This window comes from Roseobacter litoralis Och 149 (assembly GCF_000154785.2).
Lineage (GTDB): Bacteria > Pseudomonadota > Alphaproteobacteria > Rhodobacterales > Rhodobacteraceae > Roseobacter > Roseobacter litoralis.
On the sequence record NC_015730.1, the window covers coordinates 4302483 to 4320063 of the forward strand.

At 58.8% G+C, this 17581-nt stretch carries 12 protein-coding genes; 8 read left to right on the top strand and 4 right to left on the bottom strand.

Going from position 1 to position 17581, the window contains the following annotated elements:
- Nucleotides 1-8 precede the first annotated feature (8 nt).
- Both RLO149_RS23325 and RLO149_RS20625 read right to left on the bottom strand, forming a co-directional pair.
- A complete protein-coding gene (locus RLO149_RS23325; protein ID WP_083825492.1) occupies nt 9-185 on the bottom strand; it encodes a zinc-finger domain-containing protein in 177 nt (58 codons plus the stop codon).
- A gap of 80 nt (nt 186-265) precedes the next feature.
- Nucleotides 266-733 (bottom strand): DUF1203 domain-containing protein, encoded by a 468-nt coding sequence (locus RLO149_RS20625; RefSeq protein WP_013964024.1) that lies wholly within the window; start codon nt 731-733, stop codon nt 266-268.
- 130 nt (nt 734-863) lie between these two features.
- Between RLO149_RS20625 and RLO149_RS20630 the strand changes: the two genes are divergently transcribed.
- The 4 genes from RLO149_RS20630 (at nt 864) to RLO149_RS20645 (ending at nt 7905) form a co-directional block, all read left to right on the top strand.
- A complete protein-coding gene (locus tag RLO149_RS20630) occupies nt 864-3839 on the top strand; it encodes an error-prone DNA polymerase (protein WP_013964025.1) in 2976 nt (991 codons plus the stop codon).
- Nucleotides 3840-3913: 74 nt separating this feature from the next.
- A complete protein-coding gene (gene gpmI / locus RLO149_RS20635) occupies nt 3914-5431 on the top strand; it encodes a 2,3-bisphosphoglycerate-independent phosphoglycerate mutase (protein WP_013964026.1) in 1518 nt (505 codons plus the stop codon).
- Nucleotides 5416-6558 (top strand): murein hydrolase activator EnvC family protein, encoded by a 1143-nt coding sequence (locus tag RLO149_RS20640; protein ID WP_013964027.1) that lies wholly within the window; start codon nt 5416-5418, stop codon nt 6556-6558. The genes gpmI and RLO149_RS20640 overlap by 16 nt, the downstream gene beginning before the upstream one ends.
- A 6-nt stretch (nt 6559-6564) precedes the next feature.
- Entirely contained in the window at nt 6565-7905 is a 1341-nt protein-coding gene (locus tag RLO149_RS20645; RefSeq protein WP_013964028.1) for a S41 family peptidase, read from the top strand.
- Between the two features lie 303 nt (nt 7906-8208).
- Here RLO149_RS20645 and ilvD read toward each other — a convergent pair whose 3' ends face one another.
- Nucleotides 8209-9972, bottom strand: a complete 1764-nt coding sequence (gene ilvD / locus RLO149_RS20650; protein WP_013964029.1) for a dihydroxy-acid dehydratase — start codon at nt 9970-9972, stop codon at nt 8209-8211.
- Between the two features lie 203 nt (nt 9973-10175).
- On the opposite strand from ilvD, the gene RLO149_RS20655 reads away from it, so the two are divergent.
- From RLO149_RS20655 to RLO149_RS20670, 4 genes are read left to right on the top strand one after another with little or no spacing between them, the layout of a single operon-like run.
- The gene (locus RLO149_RS20655; RefSeq protein ID WP_013964030.1) at nt 10176-13298 is read left to right on the top strand and encodes an ABC transporter transmembrane domain-containing protein; all 3123 of its coding nucleotides are present in this window, start codon (nt 10176-10178) and stop codon (nt 13296-13298) included.
- 9 nt (nt 13299-13307) lie between these two features.
- Entirely contained in the window at nt 13308-14207 is a 900-nt protein-coding gene (locus RLO149_RS20660) for a CPBP family intramembrane glutamic endopeptidase (RefSeq protein WP_013964031.1), read from the top strand.
- A 58-nt stretch (nt 14208-14265) separates the two neighbouring features.
- A complete protein-coding gene (accD, locus tag RLO149_RS20665; RefSeq protein ID WP_013964032.1) occupies nt 14266-15210 on the top strand; it encodes an acetyl-CoA carboxylase, carboxyltransferase subunit beta in 945 nt (314 codons plus the stop codon).
- Nucleotides 15207-16481, top strand: coding sequence for a bifunctional folylpolyglutamate synthase/dihydrofolate synthase (locus RLO149_RS20670; protein WP_013964033.1), 1275 nt, complete (start codon nt 15207-15209; stop codon nt 16479-16481). The genes accD and RLO149_RS20670 overlap by 4 nt, the downstream gene beginning before the upstream one ends.
- Before the next feature lie 5 nt (nt 16482-16486).
- Here RLO149_RS20670 and zapE read toward each other — a convergent pair whose 3' ends face one another.
- Nucleotides 16487-17545, bottom strand: coding sequence for a cell division protein ZapE (gene zapE, locus RLO149_RS20675; RefSeq protein WP_013964034.1), 1059 nt, complete (start codon nt 17543-17545; stop codon nt 16487-16489).
- Between the last annotated feature and the right edge of the window lie 36 nt (nt 17546-17581).

Sequence of the window (17581 nt, forward strand, 5' to 3'; positions counted from 1 at the left end):
GCAAGCGCTCATGTTTTGTCTGCGTAATCCTTGTGGATATATTTGCAGTCGCAATAGCCACATTCCACCCAGCCGGTGTCTTTTGGAATTTGCAGCCACACGCGCGGATGCCCAAGCGCGCCTTCGCCACCGTCGCAGGCAATACGAAAGCGATCGACAATCTTTGTCTCAGGGGGCTGCTGCATGGGAAAGTTTCCTTGACTCTACACGGCTGCTTTATGGCCAAAGCCGCGTCTCGGGGCAAGCCCATCTGAACAGCGATCCGCTATCCTTTATCGGCACGTGCCTGATAGCAATTGTTGCGTGCGGATCGAATGTGCACAAATGCGACGGCTGGGTTTTCAAGGATCGCGTCGATACTGGCCGATAGAGTTATGGCAGGCACGACGGTGCCCGTGCCATAGACAATCCGCTCCGCCGCATCGTAGCCTTTGATCAGGTATTCAGGCGAGGTGGCGAGAATGGGGGGCAGATTGCTGACGCTTTGCCATCGGTCACACTGGTCTGAGCACAGAAAAACCGGTCCTGTTTCCGCATAGGGATGCACCCGGGCAAAAGGACGATGAGCGAGAATCAACATGCCGTGACCTTGTGGGATGTCTTGCAGGCAGTGTCGGCAGGGGTTGGAAAACCCATCCGAGGTGCTGAATTCGGCGACCTGACCGTTCGCGTCAACTCCCCCGGCCTGAAGGGCGCGCACCATCTCTGTTGGTAAGGCACTGTAAAGTGGCATTTTGACTTCCCTCATCGTCTGGATGACGCGCCCTGAATGGCGGATTTCATGTTTTTGCCGCAATCCGTTTCCTGCGCTTTCGAATGTGACTCCAAATGAGAACAAAAAGGGAATATGGTGATTTGTAACCATGTTTGCTGAACTCAATATCACCTCTAATTTCTCTTTCCTCAAAGGTGCCTCCCACCCGGAGGAATACATGTCCCGTGCGGCGGCGCTGGGTATCGGAGCCATTGCAATCGCAGATGAAAACACGGTGGCGGGAATCGTCCGTGCCCATGCGCAGGCGCGCGACATCGCCCGGCAGGTGCGCGAGCGGCAGACATGGGAGGCCGCAAATGGCCAGATCGGCCCTGCCCTGCCGGCGGGGTTGCGGGTGACGCCCACGTTCCTTTACGCAATGCCGCGCCTGATCCCTGCGGCACGGCTGGTTTTCTCGGATGCTTGCGAAATCACGGCCCTGCCGGAAAACCGGGTAGGATGGGGCACCCTGTGCCGTCTTCTTTCAATGGGACGGCAGCGTGCCGAAAAAGGCTCTTGCGAATTGCGCCTGCAAGATCTGTTGGAAGGGGGCAGCGGGCTGCAATTGATCCTCTGGCCACAGGCGCAGGAGGTGCCGTGCGGCGCGGGTGGATGGGCGCAAACCGCGCGACAGTTGACGCGCCGCTTTACCGGGAAAATTCATATCGGCCTTTTCCCACAGTATGATGGCCGCGACCCTCAGCGCTTTGCAGACCTCACCGAACAGGCGCGGCGTCTGGGTTTGCCGACGGTGGCCAGTGCGGCCCCTGTCATGCATCACGGCGCGCGCCGCAAACTTGCAGATGTTGTGACCGCAATCCGAACCGGATGCCGCGTTGATGATCTGGGCCGCGACGCCTTGCCCAACAGTGAGGCACGCCTGCGTTCAGAAGCCGAGATGCGCCGCCTTTTCAAAGGGTTTGAAGCTGCCGTGGACCGCGCCCACACCCTTGCCCAAAGCCTGAAGTTCTCACTGGATGAACTGCGCTATGAATACCCGTCAGAGATTGCAGAGAATGAAACCCCATCGGACCGGTTGCGCCGTCTGGCCTATGAGGGGCTTGCCTGGCGCTACCCGGCAGGGGCCTCTGACAAGGTTCACCGCCTGCTGGAACATGAGCTCACTCTCATTGGCAAGTTGAAATACGAGCCCTATTTCCTGACCGTGCGCGACATTGTGGCCTTTGCCCGGTCGCGCGACATCCTGTGTCAGGGGCGCGGGTCCGCGGCCAATTCGGTGGTCTGTTATTGTCTGGGCGTCACCTCCGTGTCCCCCGAGATCGGCACGATGGTTTTTGAGCGTTTCGTGTCAGAGGCCCGCAATGAACCCCCTGATATCGACGTGGATTTCGAACATGAGCGCCGCGAAGAAGTCATCCAGCATATCTATGAACGCTACGGCCGCCACCGCGCGGGGCTTTGCGCGACGGTCGTGCACTACCGGGGCAAACGCGCGATCCGCGAGGTGGGCCGCGCCATGGGGCTGAGCGAAGACACGATCTCTGCGCTCTCCTCACAGCTTTGGGGGTTCTTTTCCACCAAGGGGATCGAGGCGGAACGCATGGCCGAAATCGGGCTGGATGCAAACGACCGCCGCCTGCAACAAACCCTTGCACTGGTCTATGAGATCAACGGCTTTCCCCGCCATCTGTCCCAACACGTGGGGGGCTTTGTGATCACCGAAGGGCGGCTTGACGAACTGGTCCCCATTGAAAACGCCACGATGGAAGGGCGCACGGTCATTTGCTGGGACAAGGATGACATCGAAACGCTGGGCATCCTCAAGGTTGATGTCCTCAGCCTCGGCATGCTCACCTGTATCCGCAAGGCGTTTGATCTGATGCAGATGCACCATAACGTCAGCCACACGCTGGCCTCCCTGCCGCCCGAGGATCCGGTGGTCTATGATATGCTCTGCCGCGCGGACAGCATCGGGGTGTTTCAGGTGGAAAGCCGCGCGCAGATGAATTTCCTGCCGCGCATGCGCCCGCGTTGTTTCTATGATCTGGTCATCGAGGTCGCGATCATCCGCCCCGGTCCCATTCAGGGCGATATGGTGCATCCCTACATCCGCCGCCGCAATGGAGAAGAAGAGGTCTCCTTTCCCTCGGACGAGTTGGGCGAGGTGCTGGGCAAGACACTGGGCGTGCCGCTTTTTCAGGAACAGGCGATGCAGATCGCCATTGTCGGCGCGGGCTTTACCCCCGATCAGGCGGACCGTCTGCGCCGTTCGCTGGCGACCTTCAAAAAGCACGGCAACGTCAGCGAATTCAGAAACCTGTTTCTGCGGGGCATGAAAAACAAGGGCTATGATGAAGATTTTGCCGAGCGCTGTTTCAGTCAGATCGAAGGATTCGGATCGTATGGTTTCCCCGAAAGCCACGCGGCCAGTTTTGCGCTGCTGGTCTATGCCTCGTCTTGGATCAAATGCCACCACCCCGGCATCTTTGCCTGCGCGCTGCTGAATTCGCAGCCCATGGGGTTTTACGCCCCCGCCCAGATCGTGCGGGACGCGCGCGAACATGGGGTCGATGTGCGGCCCATCTGCATCAACGCCAGTTTTTGGGAAAACGTGATGGAGCCGGATGGTCAGGGTGGCCTCGCGCTGCGGTTGGGGTTCCGGCAGATCAAAGGCGTCAGCGAAGAGGACGCCACGTGGCTGACGGCGGCGCGCGGTAACGGCTATCGCTCCGTGCGGGATGTGTGGCGACGGGCCGGGCTGCAGCCAATGATGATCGAACGTCTTGCCGAGGCAGATGTTTTTGCAGCCCTTGACCTTAATCGCCGCGCCGCCCTGTGGGAGGCCAAAGCACTTGTGCCGGGCGCGCCGCTGCCGCTGTTTGCAGGCGATATCGACGGTGAAGCCATTGATGAACCCGCAGCCCTGTTGCCCGAAATGACATTGGGCGAAGAGGTGGTCGAGGATTATGTCGCCATGCGCCTGACGCTCAGGGCGCATCCGATGGCGCTGCTCAGGCACCGGTTGACCCCACAGCCGGGAGCAAAACCTGTGTCCCTTGCACCTGCGGAGGGCAAAGCACCCGATCTGTCCAAACTGAGCTATACAGGCGGTAATCCGGACTAGGGCATCTGTGCCCTTCACCCCGCGCCTGCCAAGCGTTACAAGGCCCGAAACAAGGCAAAACAGCAGGCGCACATATGACCGGACCTAAACCAGTGGTACTTTGCATCCTTGATGGCTGGGGATTGAGCGAGCGGCGCGAAGGCAATGCGCCCTTGCTGGCCGATACGCCCAATATGGACCGCCTCATGGCGACCTGCCCGCATGCGACGCTGACGACCTTTGGCCCCGATGTCGGGCTGCCCAGCGGCCAGATGGGAAACTCCGAAGTCGGTCATACCAATATTGGCGCAGGCCGCGTGGTCGCCATGGATCTGGGCCAGATTGATCTGGCGATCGAAGAGGGGATTTTTGCGCAAAACTCCCGTCTCAGGGCCTTCATCGTGACCCTTCAAGACAGCGGCGGCACGGCGCATCTGATGGGCGTCGTCTCGGACGGTGGGGTGCATGGGCACATCAACCATATGGTTGCCGCCGCCAAGGCCCTCGCTGATGAAAATATTCCCGTGGTCATTCATGCGCTGACAGACGGGCGTGACGTGGCCCCACGCTCTGCCCTTGGGTATTTTGAGACGCTGCAGGCGGCTTTGCCGGACGGCGTTGAGATTGCAACCGTCACCGGGCGTTATTTTGCCATGGACCGCGACAATCGCTGGGACAGGGTATCCAAAGCCTATCAGGCCATCGTCACGGGCACGGGACGCAAGGCCGCGTCCGCATCTGATGCGGTGGATCAGGCCTATGCGCAGGGTGAAAACGATGAATTCATCTTACCCACAGTTCTGGACGGATACACGGGTGCAAAAGACAACGACGGATTCTTTTGCCTGAACTTTCGCGCCGACCGCGCCCGCGAAATCATGGCGGCAATCGGCGATCCCGAATTCAGCGCATTCGACACCGGAGACCGCCCCGATTGGGCAAGGCTGATGGGTATGGCGCAGTATTCGCAGGCGCATGCGGCTTATATGACGACCATGTACCCCAAACCGGAAATCGTGAACACGCTGGGGGATTGGGTGGCGCAACAGGGCTTGCGTCAATACCGGCTGGCGGAGACTGAAAAATATCCGCATGTCACGTTTTTCCTGAACGGCGGGGAAGAGGTCTCTTTCGCCGGTGAGGACCGTTTGATGCCGAAATCCCCTGATGTGGCGACCTATGATTTACAGCCTGAGATGTCATCCAAAGAGGTCACGGATGCCTTTGTCGCGGCGATTGAGGAAGGCTATGATCTGATCGTCGTGAACTACGCCAACCCCGACATGGTCGGGCACACAGGCGATTTGCAGGCCGCGATGAAGGCCTGCGAGGCGGTTGATCACGGGCTTGGCCGGGTTCTGGCCGCGCTGGAAAAGGCGGGTGGTGCGATGATCGTCACGGCCGATCATGGCAATTGCGATGTGATGATTGACCCTGAAACAGGCGGTCCGCATACCGCCCATACCCTGAACCCTGTGCCTGTGGTTATGGTTGGCGCGCCAGAGAACACGACCCTCAGTAACGGACGGCTGGCCGATCTGGCCCCGACCATCCTGCATTTGATGGGATTAGAACCACCAAAGGAAATGACCGGCAAATGCCTGATGTCATAAAGCTGCTGGCCCTTTTGATGGTGCTATTGCTGCCTGCATTCGCTGTCGCACAAACCACGCCTGCGGAGCGTGCGCGACTGGCTGTCGAGATGCTGGATGAGGCGAGCAGTAAACTGGAAGCTGCCCAGTCTGCACGCGACCGGGTGCGCGCCCTGACCGAAACCGTCACCGCATTCGAAGAAGGCCTTGGTGCCTTGCGCAGTGGCTTGCGGCAAGCCTCCGCCCGTGAAGCGCAGTTATCCGCGCAACTCATCGCGCAAGAACGGGAGATCGCGTCCCTCTTGGCTGTTTTGCAGCGGGTTGGGGGCGCGTCGTCGCCGGTCATACTGCTTCACCCCGGTGGCCCGACGGGGGCAGCACGCGCTGGTATGCTCGTGGCCGAAGTGACCCCGGCGCTCAGTGCCAAGGCGGCTGATGTGCGCCGGGATCTTGAGGAATTGCAGGCGCTTGCGGCCCTTCAAACGGATGCATCAACCCGTCTGGAAGCGGCCCTGCAACAGGTGCAGGAAGCGCGCGCGGCGCTCAATCAAGCCATGGCCGATCGTACAGATTTGCCCAAACGCTTTGTGAGCGATCCTATCAACGAGGCCATCCTTATCGACACGGCTGAAACGCTGGATGAATTCGCGGCTGGTCTGGACCGCGTCATTCTCGAAGAGATCGCCATCGTCCCGCCTGATCTGGCCGGAGACAAAGGCGCGCTTGATCTGCCCGTGCGGGGTCGCCTTTTGCGCGCTGCGGGCGAAGCAGATGCGGCTGGTATCCGCCGTCCGGGCATCATTATGGCAACGCAACCCGCTGCCCTGGTTACCAGCCCCGTTCCTGCAACAATCCGCTATGTCGGGCCGTTGCTCGATTTCGGACAGGTGGTGATTCTCGAACCGCAGGCCGAAGTTCTCTTTGTCTTCGCGGGGTTGGAGACCGTATACGGTGCGGCCGGTGACGTGATTAAAGCGGATGCACCGCTGGGTCTTATGGGCGGTGTTGGCGACAAAATTGCCGCAGAGTTGTCAACAGATGGTGATCAGACTGGTACAGGGCGTTCAGAAACGCTCTATATAGAGGTAAGAGTGAAAAATACGCCTGAGGATCCGAGCGATTGGTTCCGGACAGAAAAGGATGGATAGAGATTTATGAAAAAATTTGCCATGGCGGCATTGGGCGGAACCCTGGCTGGTGTCATCGCGACAACCCAGATCGCAGGTCCCTTGCTCGCGCAGGATTCCGCAAAGTCGAGCAACGTATACGAGCAGCTTGATCTTTTCGGGGATATTTTTGAACGCATTCGTGCGCAATATGTTGAAGAGGTCGACCCCGGAGAGCTGATTGAAGCTGCGATTGATGGTATGCTGACCTCGCTTGATCCGCATTCCAGCTATCTCAGCCCGGATGACGCAGCACAAATGCGGGTTCAGACACGCGGCGAGTTTGGCGGCCTCGGCATCGAGGTCACGCAGGAAGAAGGCTTTGTCAAAGTCGTCTCGCCCATTGATGGCACCCCTGCGGATGAGGCGGGCGTCGAAGCAGGTGATTTCATCACGCATGTTGACGGCGAATCCGTTCTCGGTCTGGCGCTGGACGAGGCGGTGACCTTGATGCGGGGCCCCGTTGGGTCCGAGATCATCATCACATTGGTGCGCGAGGGCGAGCCAGAGCCGTTTGATGTCTCCATCATTCGCGACACGATCAAACTGACCGCTGTGCGCACGCGGACACAGGGTGATACGGTTGTGCTGCGGGTAACGACGTTCAACGATCAGACCTACACCAACCTGCAATCCGGTCTCAAAGAGCAGATCGAAGAAGCAGGCGGCATTGATGCGATCAACGGGATCGTCATTGACCTGCGCAACAACCCCGGTGGTTTGCTGACGCAAGCGATCCGGGTGTCGGATGCCTTTTTGGAAAAGGGTGAAATTGTATCCACCCGTGGTCGTGAAATTCAGGACGGAGAGCGGTTCAACGCAACCGCTGGCGATCTTGCCGAAGGCAAACCGATCGTGGTTCTGATCAATGGCGGCTCTGCCTCTGCCTCCGAGATCGTAGCGGGTGCTTTGCAGGATCACCGCCGCGCGATTGTTGTCGGTACCAAGAGTTTTGGCAAAGGCTCCGTGCAAACAGTGATGCCCCTGCGCAGCGATGGTGCGATGCGCCTGACGACTGCGCGGTATTACACGCCGTCAGGTCGTTCGATCCAGTCTCTGGGCGTTTCCCCCGACATCGTTGTTGAGCAGCCACGCCGCAGTCTGGCAGAAGAAGAAGAGGACGAGACAACAAACCGTCCGTCCCGCTCCGAAGCGGATCTGCGCGGTTCTTTGAACAATGACAGCCTGTCGGAAGATGAGATCAAGCAGATCGAAGCAGACCGCGCCAAAGCCGAAGCTGCAGCGGCCCTGCGCGAAGAGGATTACCAACTGGCCTATGCCATTGATATTCTCAAAGGTCTGTCGGCCATCGGAACCAGCAACCGCTAGGTTATTGAAGCGCCCCGCCGTGTCAGGCGGGGCAATTCAGGCGCAATATCCAGCTTGGACATTGGTCATTTGGTTTTGTGAGAGAGGGTGGGTTTTAATGCGATGAAGGCCAGATAGTGCCCTCATAGTGTCAAAATATGCCGGATCAGAACCTGCTTTTGACTGTCCTTGGTCCCAAAAAAAGCCTCACGCAGCACCGGGCCGCGTGAGGCTTTTTTCGTTGTATCTTGTGCATTCGTATCGCAAGATGCGCGCCCCAAGCGAAAGGCAGCGACCTGTGATACGAATCACAGGCAAAGTGCTTTACAGTTCCATGTACTCGTGGCCTTCGTCTTTACCGCCCGGATGGGTCACGGCCCCAAGATAGGTCGGCCCCACAAGTTGTGCGTATTTCCACAAGGCACCAGCACCATAGATCGTCGGGCGCGCGCCCTTCCAGTTGGCTTTGCGCTCGGCCATGTCCTCTTCGGACACGTCAACGGAGATTGTCCCCTCAATCGCATTCAGGCTGATCATATCGCCGTCTTCAAGCAGCGCGATTGGACCACCATGGGCAGCCTCTGGACCGACATGGCCGACACAAAAGCCACGCGTGGCCCCCGAGAAACGCCCATCTGTGATCAGCGCGACTTTCTTGCCCATGCCCTGACCGGAAAGCGCCGCGGTCGTCGCCAGCATCTCGCGCATGCCGGGGCCGCCTGCTGGACCTTCGTTGCGAATGACAAAGACATCGCCTTCTTCATAGGTGCGGTTCTGGACGGCTTCAAACGCGTCCTGCTCACATTCAAAGATGCGCGCAGGGCCGGTGAACAGCAAATGCTGCGGTTCCATCCCGGCGATTTTCACGATGGCCCCTTCGGGGGCAAGATTGCCCTTGAGGCCGACGACGCCACCGGTTTTCGACAGCGGTGTTTCAATCGGATAGACAACGCGCCCGTCCGCTTCAAGGCTGACCTTGTCCAGTTCCTCGCCGATGGAATAGCCGGTGACGGTCATGCAATCCTCGTGCAACAGACCCGCCTTGCGCAGCTCTTTCATCACCACGGGCACGCCGCCCGCTTCGTACATGTCCTTGGCGACATACTGCCCGCCCGGTTTCAGATCGACGAAGTAGGGCGTGTCGCGGAAGATCTCGCAGACGTCTTCGAGGAAGAAATCGATGCCCGCCTCATGCGCCATGGCAGGCAGGTGCAGACCGGCGTTGGTCGACCCGCCCGTACAAGCGACGATCCGGGCTGCATTCTCAAAGGCCTGCCGCGTGCAGATATCGCGCGCGCGGATGTTCTTTTCGATCAGGTTCATGACGGCCGCACCCGAGGCTTCGGCATAGGCGTCACGGGATTCGTACGGCGCAGGTGCCCCGGCAGAATTGGGCAACGCCAGACCGATGGCCTCGGATACACAGGCCATGGTGTTGGCGGTAAACTGCCCGCCACAGGCTCCGGCCGAGGGGCAGGCGACGCGTTCGAGCACTTCCAGCTCTGCTTCGGTCATCGTGCCGTTTTGCTGATGGCCCACCGCTTCGAACATGTCCTGAACGGTCAGATCGCGATCAACGTATTCCGCAGGCACGGACGCCCCCTTGGGCGCACGTCCCGGCAGGATCGACCCGCCATAAAGGAAAACCGATGGCACATTCAGACGGATCATCGCCATCATCATGCCCGGCAGGGATTTGTCGCAACCCGCCAGCCCCACAAGCGCGTCATAGCAATGCCCGCGCATGGTTAGTTCGACCGTATCGGCAATCGCCTCGCGTGACGCCAGTGACGACCGCATGCCCTCATGGCCCATGGCGATGCCGTCGGTGACGGTGATGGTGGTGAATTCACGTGGCGTGCCGCTTTCGCGTTTCACACCCATCTTGACCGATTGCGCCTGACGGTTCAGGGCGATGTTACAGGGGGCTGCCTCGTTCCAGCAGGTGGCCACGCCAACAAGCGGTTGATGGATTTCTTCCTCTGTCATGCCCATCGCGTAATAATAGGACCGATGCGGCGCGCGTGAGGGCCCCTCGGTCACATGGCGGCTGGGCAGCTTGGATTTATCAAAGCGCTGGCTGGACATGGTGTCTCTCCGTAACAAAAACCTTGAACAGGCATAGCCAACCGCCCTGCGGGCCGCAAGGCTCAAGCGTAACGGCAGCCCACACATGCGTCCTTGTATTGATGTGCCCACAGACCTAAGTTGCACGTCAGGCAGGGACACTCACTGCTGTCGCCCTGCGGGTCCAGTCGGCCTGTCCTCAGGCCTATGACGAAAGCCGGTATATGGAATCCTCGATTTTTTCTTTCATCTGGAAGTATTCCAGACGACAGCAGATTGTTCTGCTGTTGTTTACTGTTTTCACCTTCCCGTTTCTCTATGCCACGCTGGAGTTGCCCAAGCGGATCATCAACGACGCCATCGGTGCCACGTCTTCGATCGTTGAAATCTGGGATGGTATCCAAGTTTCGCAGGTCGAGTTCCTGATGATCTTGTGTGGGCTTTACCTGTTGTCGGTGCTGGTCCACGGTTTGCTCAAGATGCGCCTGAACACCATGAAAGGTGTGCTGGCGGAACGCCTTTTGCGCAGGTTCCGCTTTCAGTTGGTGAGCCGCATGATGCGGTTCCCGCGCGCCTATTTCCGATCGACCTCGCAGGGTGAGCTTGTGTCGATGGTCACTTCCGAGGCCGAGCCGATGGGCGGTTTGATGGGGGACGCCGTGGCGCAGCCGGTCTTCCAGGCCGGGCAGATGTTGATCATCGTGGCCTTTTTGTTTGCGCAAAGCGTCTGGTTTGGCCTTGCGGGGATCGCGCTTATTCCCTTGCAGGCGTGGCTGATCCCCATGTTGCAACGGCAAATCAACCAGTTGAACAAAAGGCGGATTGTCGAGGTCCGCCAGTTCGCCGCTGAAATCGGCGAAACCGCTGCCGGTGTGACGGACCTGCGGACCAATGGTGGCTGGCGTTTTCGTCTGGCCGGATTCACGGACCGGCTGGGCCGCCTGTTCGACATTCGCTTTCAGATCTACCAGAAAAAATTCTTCATGAAGTTCCTCAACAATTTCATCACACAGCTGACGCCATTCTTTTTCTATTCGGTCGGCGGCGTTCTGGCCATTCGCGGTGATATTACCGTGGGCGCGCTGGTGGCGGCACTCGCGGCGTATAAGGATCTGAGCTCGCCGTGGAAGGAGTTGCTGACCTACTACAATCAGGTGCAGGACATGTCCCTGCGATGGGAAATTGTGGTCGAGCGTTTCGCGCCCAAGGGCATGATTGAGGAAAGCCTGTTCGAAGGTGAGCCCGACGAAATGCCGCGTCTTGATGGCGCAATCTCGATGAAGAACGTGACCGTGCGCAACGCCGACGGCAATGCGGTGCTGGAAAACATCAATCTTGAGATTCCAGCAGGTGCGCGCGTTGCTGTCAAATCCACCAACCAGTCCGAGCGTATCGCTTTTGCCGAACTGTTGACGCGAGAGGTCATCCCCGCGCGGGGCGATATCACAATTGCCGGCAGGCATCTGAATGAATTGCATCAAGCTGTTGTGGCCGCGCGCATCGGGTATGCACACTCGCGGCCCTACCTGTTTAACGGCACTTTGGGTGAAAACCTGTTCATGCCGCTCAAAACCAGCCCGAAAACCGTTTTGTGGGACCCACAGCACAAAGACAAAGCGGCAATCGAGGCGCAACGTTCCGGCAACAGTCTGGACAGCACCAAAGCGGACTGGCTCGACCCGCAGCTTGCCGGTCTGAATACCGCCGAAGAAATACGCGGATGGTGGTTCCATCTTGTCGAAGCCATGGGCACGGATGACATCATGTTCCGCCGCATGCTGGATGCGCGCATGGACCCGGCGAAACACCCGGAACTTGCGCAGCAGCTGGTTGATTTGCGCGATGACGTGCATGCGCGGCTACAGGAACGGGGGCTTGCGTCGCTGGTCAATCGCTTTGACCCGGATGAGTTCAACCCGTCGGTCCCCTTGGGGGGGAACCTGATGTTCGCCTCGCCCAGAAAACACATCACGCAACAGAACCTTGCATCAGAGAGCAACTTTCTGCGCCTGTTCACCGAAATTGGCCTCGCAGAGCAGGGGATCGCCATTTCCCAGACGCTGATCGAAACGTTGCACCAGACCTTTGGCATGGATGGCACGAGCCACCCCCTGTTTACCGCACTGGGGATCGAAGAAGAACTGTATGAAAAGCTGGTAGATATCGCCATGCGCCGTAAGGACAGAGGCGATCAGGCGATCAGCGAAGAAGAATTCGCACTGTTGCTGACAGTGCCATTTGCCTTCACCGCAGAGCAGATAGGCCCGGGTTTTCCCGAAAGCTTCAAACAGGAAATCGTTGAAATCCGTAAAACCAAGAGCGAGGAAATTCGCAACCGCCTGAAGGACTTGTTTGTTCCTGTCGCGCCCGAGAATTACCTGCCGCGTCTGACGTTGATGGACAACGTTCTTTATGGGCGAATTGCGGCCTTTGCGGGTGTACAGGGCGAATTGATCGAGGACATCGTCGCCGAGGTGCTCGCGGAAAAAGGCCTGAAACGGCTCGTCGCAGAGACGGTCCTTGATGTTCCAACCGGGTTGGCGGGCTCGAATATGACGAACATCTTTCAGGAACGTGCAGCTTTCAGCAGGGCGGGCATCAAGCGGCCCGATATTCTCATCCTCGATACGGTTTTGGCCAGCCATGATGCAACGTCCCGCCAGCGCACCCGGGCGCGCCTTCAGGAGTTGCTGCCCAAGACCACCATGATTTTCCTTGAGGATAATTTTGAAAACCCGCAGGCGTATGATCTGCATATCGAAATCAAAAATGGCCGGATTGACGGCGAATCCGATGTGGAAGAGGTTGAGGATGATGCCTCTGGCTCGGACGATCTGAGGCGTAAAATCCGGGTGATCTCGCGCACTGCGTTGTTTTCTGATCTGGAGGCGCGCAGTCAGCGGCTGCTGGCTTTCGCTGCTCAGTGGTATGACGCGCCCAAGGGCAAACAGATATTCTCAATGGGTGAGCGGGCGGATGCGGTCTATCTATGCCTCTCCGGCAACGCGATGATGAGCTATGTCGACAACTCCGGCACCCGTCAGGAAGTGACAAAGGTTGAGCCGGGGCGGTTGATTGGCGACCTCGCGATTATTCTGGATGAGCCGCGCCAGCTTGACCTGATCGCCCAGACAGACAGCCAGTTCCTGCGGATCGGCGCAGAGCAGTTTCGCGCCGTGATCGGGGACGATCCCGACGTGCTGATGAGCCTTTTGAAAACAGTGGCAAGCCATCTGTCTGGTGCTGCGGAAGTGCTGCGTGCATCAGGGGTGAGCATTCGCGAAGTTGCCGAAGAGCAGCAAGCCGCAGGGCGCTCGGATCAGCAGCGTTCAAAGGCAGCGGAATAGAGAGTTTGCGTGTCCTTGTTTAGAGCATACCGCGCACATGAGGCGCTGATTACACCGGCGCGGCCCAAGGCACAGGTTTGGCGGTTGGTGATTGGCGTGATCCTGATCGCAGGTGTTTTTCTGCTGGCCAATCAGTTTTTGCATCAGTCTCTTTTTACGCTTCTCGGCTCTGAAACCTATGGGGCGTTGACTGGCAGAGATGGCCAGATGTCACAGCTATCGGTTATGTTCTTGTTGTTATCGTTCGGCCTGCTGACGGTGGCGGTTACCGTCGCGCTGAAGGTCGCCCATAACCGGGGCATATCCGCCGTCTTTGGGAACGCCACCCTGTTTCGCAGCCAGTTTACCGTGGTTCTGCTGATGCTTGTGATCCTTAACGCTGCGGTATTTGCGCTGCCGCCTTGGGACATGGGCGCGCCGTTGGTGCCCAATGTGAACTTCGGCGCTTGGCTTGTGGTGCTCCCTTTTGCGATCGTTGCGATCATCGTGCAGGTCAGTGCCGAGGAAATCCTGTTTCGCGGGTATCTGCAGCAACAACTGGCGGCACGCTTCAGATCGCCGCTGATCTTTCTTTTGGTGCCGTCGGTGTTGTTTGGTCTGGGGCACTATATGCCTGAAGAGGCCGGGGAAAACGCCAATATCATCATGGTCTGGTCAGTGATTTTCGGCGTTCTGATGGCTGATCTGACGGCGCGTGCTGGCACACTGGGACCAGCGATTGCCGTGCATTTCGTCAATAACGTCATCGCCATCCTTTTTGTCTCAATGCCCGACAGCCTGTCTGGTCTGGCGCTCTATCTCAGCCCCTTTGCCCTGACTGACACCCAAGAGCTGCGCGCTTGGCTGCCGGTAGAATTCGCCATGATGGTGGTAACGTGGCTGGCGGCCCGATTGGCGATCCGGCGCTGATTGCACTTTCCCGCGAGGGCGATTATCTAAAGCTGAACAAGGCCACAGGGGCGTCGCTATGAACTGGATCACCAATTACGTCCGCCCGCGGATCAATTCGATTTTTTCGCGCAGAGAGACACCAGACAATCTTTGGACCAAATGCCCGGAATGCGGCACGATGCTTTTTCATCGCGAGGTGTCGGACAATCTGAATGTCTGCACCAGTTGCGATCATCATATGAACATCACCGCCCGCGATCGGTTGACTGCATTGTTCGATGGCGGTGTTTTCACGGATGTTGAAGTCACGCCGCCAACCGTTGATCCGCTCGGGTTTCGGGATCAGAAAAAATACCCGGATCGTTTGAAGGCGGCCCAGAAAGAAACATCGGAAGCCGAAGCAATGCTTGTCGGCTGTGGGGAAATCGGTCGCACACCCATTGTTGCCGCTGCGCAGGACTTTTCGTTCATGGCGGGATCCATGGGCATGTATGTGGGCAATGCCATCATTGCAGCCGCGCAGGAAGCGGTCCGGCTCAAGCGCCCGTTGATCCTGTTTTCCGCCGCCGGTGGCGCGCGCATGCAGGAGGGTATTTTGTCGCTGATGCAGATGCCGCGCACGACAGTTGCGGTGCAAATGCTCAAAGAGGCGGGTCTGCCTTATATCGTCGTGCTGACCCATCCGACCACGGGCGGTGTGACAGCCAGCTACGCCATGCTGGGGGATGTGCATATTGCCGAACCCAATGCGCTGATATGTTTTGCCGGTCCGCGTGTGATCGAACAGACAATCCGTGAAAAGCTGCCCGAGGGTTTTCAGCGCGCTGAATACCTGCTGGATCATGGCATGCTGGACCGGGTGACACACCGCATGAAAATGCGGGATGAACTGATCACCATCACGCGCATGTTGCTGGGCCTGCCACCCGCTGTGCGGGGGGATTTGCCGCCGCCTGATCCGAATGCAGCACCGTTGAGCGAAGGCGCGTCAGAGACTTCATCGGATAGTGCCGGGAAATGAACGCTCAGTCGTCTGACGTTATTCTTGAGCGGATGATGGCGTTGCATCCCAAGGTGATCGACCTCACGCTGGACCGCGTCTGGCGGCTGTTGGATGCGCTGGGCAATCCGCAACGCAATCTGCCGCCTGTGATCCACATCGCAGGCACGAATGGCAAAGGCTCGACACAAGCGATGATCCGCGCCGGGCTGGAGGCTGCGGGAAAGTCTGTTCACGCCTATACCAGTCCGCATCTGGCGCGCTTTCACGAACGCATCCGTGTGGCGGGAGATTTGATTTCCGAAGCAGACCTCACGGCAGTGCTCGATGAATGCTACGCCGCGAACGGGGGTGGCGACATCACCTATTTCGAAATCACTACCTGTGCCGCCCTGCTGGCGTTTTCGCGCACATCCGCCGATTTTACGCTGCTTGAGGTTGGTCTGGGCGGGCGGCTGGATGCGACGAATGTGGTGGATGACCCGGTGCTGACCATGATCACGCCGGTCTCCATGGACCACGAGCAGTTTCTTGGGGATACGCTGCGCAAGATTGCTTTTGAAAAGGCGGGCATTATCAAACCGGGCGTGCCCTGCATCGTGTCGCGTCAGGCCGATGATGGCATGGAGGTTATCGAAGAGGTCGCACGCCGTCACGCAGCGCCGCTGCTGGCCTATGGGCAGCAGTGGCACGTGGGGCCTGATCGCGATCGGATCAGCTATCAGGATGATACCGGCTTGCTGGATTTACCGATGCCCAACCTGCCCGGCGCGCATCAGATTATGAACGCGGGCGCGGCACTGACCGCTCTGCGCCATCTCGGGTTTGACGAACACGCCGCCGAAGCTGCGGTCACAACCGCCTTCTGGCCCGCCCGTATGCAGCGCCTGAAAACCGGGCCTCTGACGGATGCCGCACCGCAGGCGGAGCTTTGGCTTGATGGGGGGCATAACCCCGCAGCGGGTGATGCACTGGCCGCGCACCTTCAAACCCTGTCTGAGCGGCCAACGCGTCTGATTTGCGGGATGTTGAACACCAAGGATATCGACGGGTATCTGCGCCCGCTGGCCGCTGTGACGCAGGATCTGACCGCTGTGTCCATTCCCGGTGAAGCCAGCACACTACCTGCCGAGGCCACCGCCGAAGCGGCACGCGATGTCGGATTTTCGGCGGATGTGGCGGATGATGTGGGGGCGGCGCTGGCGAAAATCGTCGCAACCACGCCACAGGCGCGGGTGCTGATTTGCGGCTCGCTCTATCTGGCCGGTGCGATCTTGCGCGAAAACGGGTAGGGGCGCTATTGCCCCCAGTCGCTCCCCTGCATCTCGCGCAGTCTTGAGGCCGTGCGTTCGAACTCAAACGTGCCTTCGCCCTCGACATAGAGCATTTCCGGTTTCGCCGCTGCCGAGCAGATCAGGCGCACCTTGGCCTCGTAAAGCGCATCAATCAGCGTCACGAACCGCTTCGCCTCATTGAAGTTCGAGCGGGACAAAGAGGGAATACCGTCGATCATCAGCACTTTTACAGCTTCGGCCAGGGTCAGATAATCTGCGGGCCCCAATGGCTTGCCGCAAAGGTCGTGAAACCCGGCGCGCGCCACGCTGTTGCGGAAGGCCGGGAGTTCGACATCCCGACCTTTGACCTTGAGGATAAGCGGGGTGCCCGGCCCCCCGGCCAGATCGTCCCAAACCGCATCCATGGCCTTGCGCGCGTCAGAATTGACCGGCGTGAAATAGACCTGCTGCCCCCCGAGCCGGTCCTGTCGGTAATCGGTCGGGCTGACCAATTCATGCACGACCATGCGCTCTTTGATCAGGGCGATGAACGGCAGGAAAAGATCGCGGTTCAACCCATTTTTATAGAGCTCATCCGGATGCCGGTTCGACGTGGTGATGACCACGACGCCCGCGCTGAACAGCGCCTCAAACAGACGGCCGACGATCATCGCGTCGGTAATATCGCTGATCTGCATCTCGTCAAAGGCGAGCAAGCGCACGGAGGCGGCAACATCGGCGGCAACCGGGCTGATCGCGTCTTCGACGCCGGATTTGCGCACCTCATGCATGGCGGCGTGTATTTCCTGCATGAAGGCATGAAAATGCACGCGGCGCGCTGGAATGCCGTCAAGGTGCTCCACGAACAGATCCATCAACATGGATTTTCCGCGCCCCACGCCCCCCCAGAAATAGACACCCTTTGGCGGTTCCGGTGCCTTGCGGAACAGCCCTTTCTTGACGGGCTGCAACAGGGCGTCATGCACACGTTCAAATTCGGGCAAAGCCGCAATCTGCGCCGGATCGGCGATGAGCGTGCCGTCTTGCGTGAGGCTCATGTAGTGTTGCGACAGGCTGGTCATAATCCCCAATAGCGACTGTGGCTGCGCGAGAAAAGA

Bases quoted from the DNA above. Each gene is read 5' to 3' on its own strand.
- RLO149_RS23325 (WP_083825492.1), bottom strand. From the start codon at position 185: ATGCAGCAGCCCCCTGAGACAAAGATTGTCGATCGCTTTCGTATTGCC.
- RLO149_RS20625 (WP_013964024.1), bottom strand. From the start codon at position 733: ATGCCACTTTACAGTGCCTTACCAACAGAGATGGTGCGCGCCCTTCAG.
- RLO149_RS20630 (WP_013964025.1), top strand. From the start codon at position 864: ATGTTTGCTGAACTCAATATCACCTCTAATTTCTCTTTCCTCAAAGGT.
- gpmI (WP_013964026.1), top strand. From the start codon at position 3,914: ATGACCGGACCTAAACCAGTGGTACTTTGCATCCTTGATGGCTGGGGA.
- RLO149_RS20640 (WP_013964027.1), top strand. From the start codon at position 5,416: ATGCCTGATGTCATAAAGCTGCTGGCCCTTTTGATGGTGCTATTGCTG.
- RLO149_RS20645 (WP_013964028.1), top strand. From the start codon at position 6,565: ATGAAAAAATTTGCCATGGCGGCATTGGGCGGAACCCTGGCTGGTGTC.
- ilvD (WP_013964029.1), bottom strand. From the start codon at position 9,972: ATGTCCAGCCAGCGCTTTGATAAATCCAAGCTGCCCAGCCGCCATGTG.
- RLO149_RS20655 (WP_013964030.1), top strand. From the start codon at position 10,176: ATGGAATCCTCGATTTTTTCTTTCATCTGGAAGTATTCCAGACGACAG.
- accD (WP_013964032.1), top strand. From the start codon at position 14,266: ATGAACTGGATCACCAATTACGTCCGCCCGCGGATCAATTCGATTTTT.
- RLO149_RS20670 (WP_013964033.1), top strand. From the start codon at position 15,207: ATGAACGCTCAGTCGTCTGACGTTATTCTTGAGCGGATGATGGCGTTG.
- zapE (WP_013964034.1), bottom strand. From the start codon at position 17,545: ATGACCAGCCTGTCGCAACACTACATGAGCCTCACGCAAGACGGCACG.